Genomic DNA, 12,000 nt, shown 5'->3' on the forward strand with positions numbered 1-12,000 from the left:
AGTCTCTAAATTTCAAGTTATACGGGAACGTGATTAATTAAAACGCTTTACATGCTTATCAAGCAACCGAACCGACTGGCCATCACGTAAAAACGAGACACCGGCAATCGCAATAATTTCTCCTGACGATAAGCCAGCAGAAACCAAGACTTCATTGTTTAAAATACTTTCTGTTTGCACCATACGTTTTTGTAAAATTTGTTGTTCAACGTTATAAACAAATACATACGACTTTTGTCCTTCATCTGCTGCCAGTGCTGCAATAGGGAGACGAAAAGCTTTACCTTGATAACCCGTTCGTCCAATACCTTGAAAGGTAAAGTCAACTTCGGCTGTCATGCCTGCTCGCAAATTTTTTGTTTCAGAATTAATAAGAATAGTCACCGGAAATGCATTAGCTGTAGCGGCGCGAGAACTAATTTCTGCGATTGTGCCTTTACTGTTTAAGCCGGGAAACGCGGGATAATGAATATCAATTTCGCTTCCTTTAGATAAATCTCTGATCATCGTTTCGGGGACCATGACTTGCACCTCTAAACCATCGTCACCTTCAATTTGAAAAATGGCTTGGCCCGGAGAAATTTGCATAGAAGGTTCGCTAAGACGTTTCGTTATTTTACCATTGTAAGGGGCCGTTAATATTGAATCACTTAAATCTTTATTGGCGATATCAAGTTGAGTTTTAGCAATGTTTACGGCACTGCTTGCTGACTCAAAAGCTGCTTTGGCATTATCAAAGCCAGACTTTGACACTAAACCTTTGGCTGATAACTCGGCGTAACGTTTATATTCATTTTCAGTTTCAGATAGTGCGGCATAGCTTTTTTGTAGGTTTGCTTGTGCTGATTGACGACTCAAATTAAAGTTTCGTTGGTCTAAACGCGCTAGGGCATCGCCTCGCTTAACTTCATCACCGAGTTTTACTTTTATCCATTGTATTTTTCCACCAACCTCAAAACTTAAATTAGCTTCTTCAACCGGGTAAATAGTGCCAGACAAACGACGCACTTGGTCAAATGAGGTTTGCTGAACTTCTTGCCATGCAATAGGACGAATAACTTCTTCAAAAGGCTGCTCTTCTTTACCACACCCTGAGAGTACCGTGATAATAGAAAAAGCTAATAAAAATAAACGCATACAAAACTCCATGAAAAAAACTGCAATAATAAGGCTATTATAGCGGCTTTACAGTTAACGACCGGTTAATTATCAATACTGTTAAATAATTGCTCTGCTAACGCTTTTAATGTCTCTGGATCTGGATTTGATTGAGCAAAAGTGCGTAAACCATAAATCCCCATGATTAAAAATTGCGCTAAGTGTTCACTCTTTTTATTTAATGATAATTCTTTCGCTGCTTGTGCTTGCAAAAACTTATCAGCTAGCGCTTGTTGCCATTGTAAAACATTGTCGGCAATAACGGCTTGTACTTCTTGATCTTCTTCTGTTGACTCGTAAAGGGTTTTAATAAATAAGCAGCCTTTCGCGGGGTCACCGCTAACACACTCATTGACCATATGGTCTAAATATTTTTTTAATTGTGCAAGAATGGTCTCGTCACTTAAAAAAAACTGTGAAAATTCGGCATTACGGTCAGCTTTATACTGGGCGATAGCGGCTAACAGTAAACCGCGTTTATTCTCAAATGCACAATAAATTGAACCTGGATGTAACCCTGTCACTTCTTTTAAATCAGGCATACTTGTTTTGCTATAGCCTTTTTCCAGAAATAAGCTCATCGCTGCTCTTAGTACTTTTTCTCGGTCGAACTCAGCATTTCTCATGATCACCACTTTTCATTTATCTACTAGATAACGACATGATACTTAATTTTGAACAATCATTCAAAAATAATACTTGAATGATTGTTCAAATAACGTTATCTTGAACGCATATTCAAGAAAAAAATCAATTAATAGAGATAATTAATGACTGATAATTTATTCCAACCTTATGCACTAAATGACACCATCACTTTAAACAACCGTATATTAATGGCGCCATTAACCCGCTGTATGGCCGATGATAACTTAGTGCCTACGGTAGCAATGGCCGAATATTATGGCCGCAGAGCAGAAGCCGGTTTAATCATTTCTGAAGCAACGATAATCCGTCCTGATGGTCAAGGTAATCCAAATACACCGGGCTTATTTACCCAAGAACAAGTCAATGCTTGGAAATTTGTCACCAAGACAGTTCACGATAAGGGCGGTAAAATATTTGCTCAACTTTGGCACACCGGCCGAGTTGCTCATCCTCACTTCTTTGAGCACAATAATAATGGCTCTAGTGACGTTTTAGCGCCATCGGCGGTAGGTGTTGAAGGCACAGTACCGAGAATGCGCGATTTAAACTATCAAGTGCCAAGAGCTGTTACTCATCAAGAGATTGAGCAGTTAATAGCAGACTTTGCTCAAGCGGCAAAAAATGCTATCGAAGCAGGTTTTGACGGTGTCGAGATTCATGGTGCTAACGGCTATTTAATTGACCAGTTCCTTCATTACGACAGCAACCGTCGCACCGATGAATACGGCGAAACACCAGAAAACATGACACGTTTTCCGTTAGCGGTTGTTGATGCGGTTATTGCCAGCATTGGTAAAGATAGAACGGCATTAAGAATAAGCCCAGGTGCCTATTTCTTTATGTCTGGGGATGGAAGAGACCGCCAAGTATTTGATCACTTACTGACTGAACTTGAACAGCGTGATCTGGCATTTTTACATTTAGGTATTTTTGATGATTCTATGGTCTTCGATTATTTAGATGGCCAAGCATCAAGTTATATCCGCGCCAACTACACTAAAACATTAGTGGGTGTAGGCAGTTATACTCCAGATACTGCCAGTGATGCCATTGCCGATAATAAGTTTGACTTAGTCGCAATCGGACGACCTTTTATTGCTAATGCTGATTACGTCGCTAAAGTGCGAGCGGGTGAAGGTTTGGTTGAATATAATGCCGAAATGTTAACCAGCTTAATTTAAATAATAGCTAAGCGAAGCATAACTTGCTTCGCTTTTTTTAGTCACTTACCCTAAATTTAAATCGCTAAAAAATGTCCGTAATAAAGCCGTGATCCAACCAGTGACTCTAGCTCTGCACTGCTAGGAAAAGTAGCCCACTTTTTAGCATTTTCTTCAACCGCTGCTTCATCTAACCAAACTAATTGCCAACAAATTTCTTCATCATTATCGGTCTTACTTAATATACGATGTGATATTAAGACGGCTCTTTCCTTGTTCATTTCTTCAAACAATAACTGACTTAATTCAATCACTCTTTGTTGATTTTCTTTACTAACAGAAAATACGGCAACCTCATAACAATATGACATGTAAACTCTCACTAGGTGATCAATCAATGACTTCACTTGGTATATCCATCAATGATGATTATAATCTCGAATAATTTTTCAAATATACAACGAGCTAAGATTAATTACTATGGATCTATTTTTACTTAAAAAAATTATTAGCGCGCTGATCATGCCGTTAAGTATCGTCATACTATTATTGGTATTAGCTATTATTTTTTATCAATATAAAAAGAGATTCAGTTATAGCTGCTTAATCTTGGCGACCTTATTATTAACGCTAGGTTCATTAGGTCCGGTCGCTAATCTAGTTATGGCACCGCTAGAAAGCCAATACTCCGCGTTCACACGTTCAAGTAAACCTGTTCATTATATTATTATTTTAGGCTGCAAGCACACCACAGATGCTCAATTACCAGCGACTAGCGAATTAGGTATTTGTTCGTTGCAACGACTCGTTGAAGCGATGCGTATTCTGCGTATTCACCCTGAAGCGCACTTAATTACCTCAGGTTATGCCGGTAATGACGAAACAAGTAATGCCGAGAAGGTTAAGCAAGCCGCAATGCTGTTAGGTGTTGCTGAGAGAAAAATAATTGTTGAGGGATTTGCACAAGATACCGAAGAAGAAGCACAATTAATGGCGCCAAGGGTCAGTGGAAAAAACGTTGTCTTAGTAACTAATTCTGACCACATGCCGCGTGCAATTAAGTACTTCCAACGAGAAGGTATTAACCCCATCGCCGCCCCCGCAGGTAAATGGACAAAAGGAATGAATGACGAAAAATATTGGCAAGATTATATCCCTAAGCCAAAAAATTTAGAACAAACAACTCATGCCTGGTATGAGAGCATAGGCCGCGTGGTTCAGTGGTTAAAGAGCTAGTAGCGGCTTATATTGCTGTTATGCTGATACTGAAATACATTCAGCATGACGGTTTCTGTATCTGGTCTTTATGTTATGAACGACGAGATCCTGAAATAAATTCAGGATGACGGAAGGGGCTCATATGACCAATGGGGTGCATTCAGTATCTGGTCTTTGTGCCATGAAATACGAGATCCTGAAATAAATTCAGGATGACGGATGGGGGCTCATATGACGAATGGGGTGCATTCTGTATCTGGTCTTTGTGTTCTCCGCTGTCATACTGATACTGAAATAAATTCAGCATGACGGATGGGGGTTCATATGTCGAATGGGGTGCATTCAGTATCTGGTCTTTGTTCTATGAAATACGAGATCCTGAAATAAATTCAGGATGACGGATGGGGGCTCATATGACGCTTGAGGTGCATTCAGTATCTGGGCTTTATGTTCTTCGCCCGTCATGCTGAACTCGTTTCAGTATCTGGTCTTTGTATTCTCCGCCGCCATACTGATACTGAAATAAATTCAGGATGACGGAAGGGGGGTCATATGACGGATGGAGAGTCATATGACGTTCGGGGGTTCATATGTCGAATGGGGTGCATTCTGGATGACGTAGGGTTTAATCATTACGGCTGGGTATATTCTCTACGCAGGGTTATCAATATCAATAAAAACTGTCGGTATTGATAATTCTTTTTCAAGATGTTTTGCCAACGCTTTAGCGCCATAACGCTCGGTTGCATGATGGCCAGCAGCAAAAAAATGAATATCCATTTCTGTTGCAACATGGGTCGTTTGCTCTGAAATTTCGCCACTAATAAATGCGTCAATGCCCTGCTCTGCAGCAAGCTCGATATAATTTTGTCCGCCACCACTGCACCAAGCAACTGTTTTTATTTTTTTATTAGACGGTGGTGTAATATGCAAGCAATTTCTCGATAGTTGCTGGGAGATACGTGTACTCAGTTCATCACCTGAAATATGATGTGAGAACTCACCACGTACAGCGACACTTAAAGGATTGCCAACTTCTAGAGGTTGGACATTATTTATTTCAAATAATTGAGCAAGCTGAGCGTTATTTCCTAATACCGGATGAATATCAAGCGGCAAATGGTAGGCAAATAAGCTTATATTGTGATCAAGCAGCGCCTTAATTCGTTGATATTTCATGCCACGAATAACATAAGATTCATTTTTCCAAAAAAAACCATGGTGTACCACTAAAGCATCTGCTTTTTCATCAATAGCTCTGGCAATTAACGCTTGTGTTGCGGTTACGCCCGTGACAATTTTATGGATTTGATCACTGCCCTGAACTTGTAAACCATTAGGACAAAAGTCTTTAATTTGTTCAGGCTTTAGCAAGGCATTTAGGTGCTGCTCTAAATCATTACGATGGATCATTACTGTATTCTCTTTGTTAGGAACTTAAAAGTTAGTTAATTTTATGTGATGAATTCATACTAGGCACTTCTACCTGTTTAAACTTCGGCCTTATCGCCCATTTAGGCTTAATAGGCGTTAACGGGTGAACACGTTTTTTGGCCACTAAGACATAGATAGACCCTAAATTAGGTAAGAAGTCACTGGCAATTTTTTGCCAAAGTTGAACAATTTTACCTTGGCTTAAACGTCCCGATAAAGAAGAATAAATAACTTTTTCATCAACTAATATTTCATAGCCCATTAAATGCAGCCAATCTTTCACTCGCATTGCCGAAAAAAAACGTTCGTTCCACGGAGTGTTATGTTTACGATAGGGAATAAATTTATTAAGTCCCGCTAAACTAAAAGGGTTAAAACCAGTAATAACTAAGTAACCATTAGGGATCAATACTCGGTTTGCTTCTCGCACTACATGGTGAGGGTCAAGTGAAAATTCTAAGGCGTGACTAAGTAAACAAACATCAATGCTATGTTCTAAAAAGGGTAAATCATCTACATCAGCAATAATATCGCCGGTTTGTTTTCGCTCGACTAAATTTATTTGATGTTTAATTGTACAGCTTGAGCTGTCAATATGACCACTGAGTGCACCAATTTTTAATAGATGATAACCAAAAAATTTTGGCCACCACGGCGCTAACACTTGTTCAATTTCTTTAACAATGACCTCGCCGTTTGGTAAAGCTTGCCAAGATTTTGGGTAATGGGGTTGTCGATAGCCCAAAGCAGGTTTCATCAGTTAGATACGCCTTTTTAGTTCGTTTACGGGTATACTACTTACTCTACCTTCATTGAGGACGATTTAACGTGCAAAGTCAAACACTAAAGCCAATTTTGATTACGGCAATCCCCGCTTTTACCGACAATTATTTTTGGGCAATAACCTCTCATGAAGTAAACGTGACCGATAATAAAACGCTAAAACCCATTGCTCTGGTCGATCCCGGAGATGCTAAACCTTGCATTACTTATTTAGAGGAAAATAATTTACAGCTATGTGCTATTTTAATCACCCATCATCATGCTGATCATACCGGTGGTGTTGCTGAGTTAAAGAGCTACTGTAAAAATAAGAACTGGCCACTTACTGTTTACGCGCCTGAAAATGAAAAGATAACCAATGTTGATGTACGGGTAGTCGCTAAGCAAATCATCGATATTCCTGCGCTTGAAACTTCTTTTGAAGTCATTGATCTCGCTGGGCACACCTTAGATCATATTGGTTATTACACTGGTGATGCTGTTTTTTGTGGTGATACTTTATTCTCAGGCGGCTGTGGACGGATATTTGAAGGGTCACCAAAACAGATGTTGAGCGCTTTAACCCGTTTAACCGACTTACCCGATCGAACACATGTTTACTGCGCGCACGAATACACTTTAGCCAATTTAAAGTTTGCTTTAGCGGTTGAGCCAAATAACGCTGAACTCGTTCACTATTACAATCAAGTAGTAGAACGACGAGCAAAAAATATTCCCACCATTCCTAGTTCTATTTTACTTGAGAAAAAAATCAATCCGTTTTTACGTTGCCAACAACAAGAAATCATCGAAAGCGCTGTTGATTATAGTGGTAAAAACTCAATAAATACCTTAGCAACCTTCACCGTTATTAGGCAGTGGAAGAATGAATTCTAAGCCGAGAACACTTTGACTAATGTATTAGCCACGCTTGAATAAGCAGGCTAAATAAGTGAAACTAACCTTAAGTAAAATAATATAGTGCCTACATGAAATTTATCTTAAAAACATCAAACAAATCACCTGCTAAAAAATATACTTTTGCAAAAGCTCTACCGCTATCATTTTCTGTTGCTTTCTCGGTCATGCTAATGGGTTGTCAAGCGACGTCAGTGCAAAATAGTGATGGCGCTCAAGCAACAGATATTGACCAACGGATGATCGCTAGCACTGCTGAAATTAATCAGGCGATATTAGCCGATGAAAACATTGACATTATTCATCCGGTTGCGGATGTAGAATTTACCTTAACTGACCCAGAAATTGTTGATGATATTTATGTATCCGATGATATCTGGCAACGTATTCGCACTAAATTTACCTTTGAAATTCCAGAAGATAAACGCCTTACGCAGCAACGCAATTGGTTTGTAAAACATCCTGAATATCTTGACCGCGTAGCAAAACGTGCTGAGCCCTTTATTTTTTATATTGTGCAAGAACTTGAAAAAAATGATATGCCGCTAGAAATAGCGCTTTTACCTATAGTTGAAAGTGCTTTTGATCCCTTTGCATACTCTCATGGTCGTGCTTCAGGTATGTGGCAATTTGTTCCAGGAACCGGCAAGCGATTCAATATGAAGCAGAACTGGTGGTATGACGGACGCCGTGATGTCATTGCATCAACACAAGGTGCGATTCAATATTTAAAATATTTAAACAAATTTTTTGATGGTGATTGGTTATTAGCGCTCGCTGCGTATAATTCTGGTGAAGGTCGCGTAAAACGCGCAATGAAAAAAAATGCTCGTAAGAATTTACCAACAGATTTTTGGTCTTTAGATTTACCCAGAGAAACTAGAGCTTACGTACCAAAATTACTTGCGTTGGCCGATGTAATAAAACGTCCTGAAGATTTCAATATTAAACTTTACGAAATTGAAAACAAGAGTCAGATCACCAATATTGATATAGGATCGCAGTTAGATTTAGCAAAAGCGGCTAAGTTAGCTGATTTATCTTTGGCTGAATTACAGCGCTTAAACCCTGGATTTAATCGTTGGGCAACTGACCCTGATGGCCCTCACAGTTTATTGATACCTAACCATAAAGTCGCTAATTTTGTGAAGAAGCTTGCTGAACTTCCCCAAGAAGATCGTTTAGCATGGCAGCGTTATAAAATTAAAGAAGGTGATAACTTAGGTGAAATTGCCCATAAATTTAATACTGATATCAAGTTAATTAAACAGGTTAATAATATTAGAGGCACACAAATTCGTGCGGGCAAACATTTATTAATTCCTGTAGCGACGCAGTCGCTCGACAGTTATGTCTTTTCTCAAAAGCAACGGACGGCGACAACTAAAAACCGTCAACGAAGTGGAGAGAAAACAACACACCTTGTCGTAGCAGGCGATACTTTATGGGATATAGGACAAACCTATAAGGTCAGTAGCCGAAGTATTGCAAAATGGAACGGTATGGCGCCACGCGATGTTTTAAAACTTGGCCAGAAACTGGTTATTTGGCAGAAAAGCGCTGTGGTTGAAGACAATTTAGCCAGCACAACGTCTTACCAGCCGCCAGAGCAGGCAATAATGCGAAATATCACCTACAAGGTAAGACGTGGTGACTCTTTCGCACGTATTGCCAATAAATTTAGGGTCTCAATTAGTGATATTGAACGCTGGAACAGTTTAAATCGCAAAAAATATTTACAACCTGGTCAAATGATAAGATTGTCGGTTGATGTGACTAACAATATTTAATCAATAACATTTGATGGTTAATAAAACGCTATTGACTGCAGTCTTTAGCGTTTTTTTACATTAAAAACGGCTCTTTATAACCATATATAAGTTATTCAGCAAAATAGCACTTGATAATATTTTTATAGCTGTCACAGTGGCCCTATCGTATAAACGATTAATTTTATACGTACCTCACAATTTGTTAATAATTTAAAGGAGTAGCGCTTCAATGTGTTCGATCTTTGGTATATTAGATATAAAAACAGGTGCAGACGCACTTCGTCCGAAAGCCCTAGAATATTCTCGTTTATTACGTCACCGTGGTCCTGATTGGTCCGGTATTTACAGCAGCGAACATGCTATTTTAGTGCATGAACGTTTATCAATTGTTGATACTGAGCATGGTGCTCAACCATTATATAACGAAGACAAAACAAACATTCTCGCTGTAAATGGTGAAATTTATAACCATAAAGCCCTAGCAGCAAACTTAACGGTAGATTACCAATTTCAAACTGGCTCAGATTGTGAAATTATTCTGCCACTATATAAAGAATTTGGCGTCGAATTTATTGATAAACTTCAAGGCATGTTTGCTTTTTGTTTATACAACGAAACTGATAACTCTTACCTTATAGCACGCGATCATATCGGCATTATCCCACTTTACACTGGCTATGATGAAGACGGTAATTTTTATGTTGCCTCTGAAATGAAAGCATTGATGCCTATTTGTAAAACAGTGAGTGAGTTTCCTCCTGGCCATATTCTTGACAGTCGTGTTGGCAAGTTACAAAAGTATTATAAACGTAACTGGCAACAATATTCTGCGATTAAAGATAATACCACCAGTAAAACAAAAATTCGTGAAGCGCTAGAAGAGTCGGTTAAAAGTCATTTAATGACTGATGTACCTTATGGTGTTTTATTATCGGGTGGTTTAGATTCATCGCTAATATCGGCTATTACGCAAAAATTTGCCGCTCGCCGTATTGAAGATAATGACTTAGCTGAAGCTTGGTGGCCAAAGGTTCACTCCTTTGCTTGTGGTCTTGAAGGCTCACCAGATTTAATTGCCGCGAAAACAGTAGCAGACAGCATAGGCACTATTCATCACAGCGTAGTGTTTACTGAGCAAGAAGGTATAGATGCCTTACAAGAAGTTATCTATCACTTAGAGACTTATGACGTCACTACTATTCGAGCTTCTACCCCTATGTACTTAATGGCGCGTAAAATTAAAGCCATGGGTATAAAAATGGTACTTTCAGGTGAAGGCGCTGATGAAATTTTTGGTGGTTACTTATATTTCCATAAGGCGCCTAACGCACAAGAGTTTCATGAAGAACTTAACCGCAAGTTAGACAGATTACATAAGTTTGATTGCTTACGTGCCAATAAATCTATGTCAGCTTGGGGTATTGAAGCCCGAGTGCCATTTTTAGATAAAAACTTTATGGATGTTGCCATGCGCATCAACCCAGAAGATAAAATGTGTGGCAATGGAAAAATGGAAAAAGCGATTTTACGTGAGTCGTTTGAAGGTTATTTGCCTAAAGAGATCTTGTGGCGTCAAAAAGAGCAGTTTTCTGATGGCGTTGGTTATTCTTGGATTGACGGCTTAAAAGCGCATGTTGAGTCTCAAGTGACCGATCAGCAACTTGCAACGGCTAACTTTAAATTTCCAGTGAATACACCAGACAGTAAAGAAGCCTACTTTTATCGTACTGTTTTTGAAGGTAAGTTTCCACTTTCCTCAGCAGCCGACTGTGTTATTGGTGGCAAATCTGTTGCCTGTAGTACTGAAGAAGCATTAGCATGGGATGAAAGTTTTCAAAATAATGCTGACCCTTCAGGTCGAGCGGTAATGAGTGTTCATAACGATAGTTACTAGCATTTATCCTTAAAATATTATAAAACCGATAAGTTTGACTTATTGGTTTTTTTTTCAATTTTTTATCTCATTAAAATAATGATATTAATTTGAATACATAGAATTATAATTGTGTAGAATAACCAATAAGATAAAAATGATATAAATAGTACTAACAGGAAAATATTTTGACCAAGCAAATCGACCATAACATGCCGAGTATCACGCCTGATAAAGATCAGGTCGAGGCATTCAAAAATACTCGAACTTATTCTCCCGCTTCAGCTAATTCGGTTGATAATACATCACCTCAGCCTAAAATAGTAAAGCCACAAAAAACACCTAATTCGCCACCAATAAAAATAGCTAAAGCGGCTATTATTTTTATCTATTTATTTATTGCGGGTGCTGGCTATTGGCTTTATCAAGAAAATATTAAAACAAATGCCATTATAGCTTCAGCAGAGCAACGTATTGCCGACTTAGAGCACCAACTTTCCGCTACAGGCGAAGAAATGGGTGAATCTGCAGTAGAGATGAAAGTACGCATAGAAACACTCGGCAAGACCAGTGATAAACTGTGGGAAGAAATGGACAAGCTCTGGGCTTCTGCTTGGCGAAGAAACCAATCTCAAATTAAGACTTTACAAAAAGACAATAAATTATTGACTGATTTATCGGTAACTCAAGGTAAAACACTTGTGGCAACAAACACCACAGTAAACGAGGTCAATAATAAGCAAGTAGCTACTGAGTTCTCAATAGACGCGCTAAAAGAAAAGTTGACTGAAAATATTAAAAATTTATCGCTGGAGTTATCCGCTATAGAGTCAAACTCTCAACGTCGTGATAAACAGCAAATAGCCCTGGCGAGCCGTGTCACTCAACTCAGTGAGCAGAATAAAAAATTATTATTAAAAGTTGAAAGTTTAGAAGCACTAAGCAACATACCTGCGAGAACAGCACCTCCTTTCGTTGAAGGTTCTTAGCACCGTAATAATAAGCAAGAGTAGGTTAATTGCTATTTAATAACCTACTCTTACCTACCCCTTGTCGA

At 38.8% G+C, this 12,000-nt stretch carries 11 protein-coding genes; 6 read left to right on the forward strand and 5 right to left on the reverse strand.

The window, feature by feature from the left end; all coding sequences use genetic code 11:
• Positions 1-33: 33 nt before the first annotated feature.
• A complete protein-coding gene (locus H4J69_RS10125; protein ID WP_157471051.1) occupies positions 34-1,137 on the reverse strand; it encodes an efflux RND transporter periplasmic adaptor subunit in 1,104 nt (367 codons plus the stop codon).
• 65 nt (positions 1,138-1,202) lie between these two features.
• The gene (locus H4J69_RS10130; RefSeq protein ID WP_182244449.1) at positions 1,203-1,784 is read right to left on the reverse strand and encodes a TetR/AcrR family transcriptional regulator; all 582 of its coding nucleotides are present in this window, start codon (positions 1,782-1,784) and stop codon (positions 1,203-1,205) included.
• A 144-nt stretch (positions 1,785-1,928) separates the two neighbouring features.
• Between H4J69_RS10130 and H4J69_RS10135 the strand changes: the two genes are divergently transcribed.
• Positions 1,929-2,987, forward strand: coding sequence for an alkene reductase (locus H4J69_RS10135; protein ID WP_182244448.1), 1,059 nt, complete (start codon positions 1,929-1,931; stop codon positions 2,985-2,987).
• Positions 2,988-3,043: 56 nt separating this feature from the next.
• On the opposite strand, the gene H4J69_RS10140 is transcribed toward H4J69_RS10135, so the two are convergent.
• The gene (locus tag H4J69_RS10140) at positions 3,044-3,337 is read right to left on the reverse strand and encodes a hypothetical protein (RefSeq protein ID WP_182214333.1); all 294 of its coding nucleotides are present in this window, start codon (positions 3,335-3,337) and stop codon (positions 3,044-3,046) included.
• 109 nt (positions 3,338-3,446) lie between these two features.
• Here H4J69_RS10140 and H4J69_RS10145 point away from each other — a divergent pair, with 109 nt between their 5' ends.
• Positions 3,447-4,202 carry an ElyC/SanA/YdcF family protein gene (locus tag H4J69_RS10145; protein ID WP_182244447.1) on the forward strand — a complete coding sequence of 252 codons (756 nt, stop codon included), beginning with the start codon at positions 3,447-3,449 and terminating at the stop codon, positions 4,200-4,202.
• Between the two features lie 633 nt (positions 4,203-4,835).
• Here H4J69_RS10145 and H4J69_RS10150 read toward each other — a convergent pair.
• Positions 4,836-5,597, reverse strand: coding sequence for a Nif3-like dinuclear metal center hexameric protein (locus H4J69_RS10150; RefSeq protein ID WP_220465294.1), 762 nt, complete (start codon positions 5,595-5,597; stop codon positions 4,836-4,838).
• A gap of 31 nt (positions 5,598-5,628) precedes the next feature.
• Entirely contained in the window at positions 5,629-6,375 is a 747-nt protein-coding gene (locus H4J69_RS10155; protein WP_182214329.1) for a class I SAM-dependent methyltransferase, read from the reverse strand.
• Between the two features lie 71 nt (positions 6,376-6,446).
• Here H4J69_RS10155 and gloB point away from each other — a divergent pair, with 71 nt between their 5' ends.
• From gloB to H4J69_RS10175, 4 genes are all read left to right on the forward strand, one after another.
• A complete protein-coding gene (gene gloB, locus H4J69_RS10160) occupies positions 6,447-7,277 on the forward strand; it encodes a hydroxyacylglutathione hydrolase (RefSeq protein WP_310733601.1) in 831 nt (276 codons plus the stop codon).
• Between the two features lie 92 nt (positions 7,278-7,369).
• Positions 7,370-9,088: a LysM peptidoglycan-binding domain-containing protein gene (locus H4J69_RS10165; protein ID WP_182244446.1), complete on the forward strand. Its 1,719-nt coding sequence runs from the start codon at positions 7,370-7,372 to the stop codon at positions 9,086-9,088.
• Between the two features lie 211 nt (positions 9,089-9,299).
• On the forward strand, positions 9,300-10,964 hold the full coding sequence (asnB, locus tag H4J69_RS10170; protein ID WP_182244445.1) for an asparagine synthase B: 1,665 nt from the start codon (positions 9,300-9,302) through the stop codon (positions 10,962-10,964).
• Positions 10,965-11,131: 167 nt separating this feature from the next.
• Complete coding sequence (locus H4J69_RS10175) at positions 11,132-11,932, forward strand: hypothetical protein (RefSeq protein WP_182244444.1); 801 nt, start codon at positions 11,132-11,134, stop codon at positions 11,930-11,932.
• The last annotated feature ends 68 nt before the right edge of the window (positions 11,933-12,000 follow it).

The organism is Colwellia sp. BRX10-9, assembly GCF_014077405.1.
GTDB lineage: Bacteria > Pseudomonadota > Gammaproteobacteria > Enterobacterales > Alteromonadaceae > Colwellia_A.

Coding starts and splice junctions, on each gene's coding strand:
- H4J69_RS10125 (WP_157471051.1), bottom strand. CDS start 1,137: ATGCGTTTATTTTTATTAGCTTTTTCTATTATCACGGTACTCTCAGGG.
- H4J69_RS10130 (WP_182244449.1), bottom strand. CDS start 1,784: ATGAGAAATGCTGAGTTCGACCGAGAAAAAGTACTAAGAGCAGCGATG.
- H4J69_RS10135 (WP_182244448.1), top strand. CDS start 1,929: ATGACTGATAATTTATTCCAACCTTATGCACTAAATGACACCATCACT.
- H4J69_RS10140 (WP_182214333.1), bottom strand. CDS start 3,337: ATGTCATATTGTTATGAGGTTGCCGTATTTTCTGTTAGTAAAGAAAAT.
- H4J69_RS10145 (WP_182244447.1), top strand. CDS start 3,447: ATGGATCTATTTTTACTTAAAAAAATTATTAGCGCGCTGATCATGCCG.
- H4J69_RS10150 (WP_220465294.1), bottom strand. CDS start 5,597: ATGATCCATCGTAATGATTTAGAGCAGCACCTAAATGCCTTGCTAAAG.
- H4J69_RS10155 (WP_182214329.1), bottom strand. CDS start 6,375: ATGAAACCTGCTTTGGGCTATCGACAACCCCATTACCCAAAATCTTGG.
- H4J69_RS10165 (WP_182244446.1), top strand. CDS start 7,370: ATGAAATTTATCTTAAAAACATCAAACAAATCACCTGCTAAAAAATAT.
- asnB (WP_182244445.1), top strand. CDS start 9,300: ATGTGTTCGATCTTTGGTATATTAGATATAAAAACAGGTGCAGACGCA.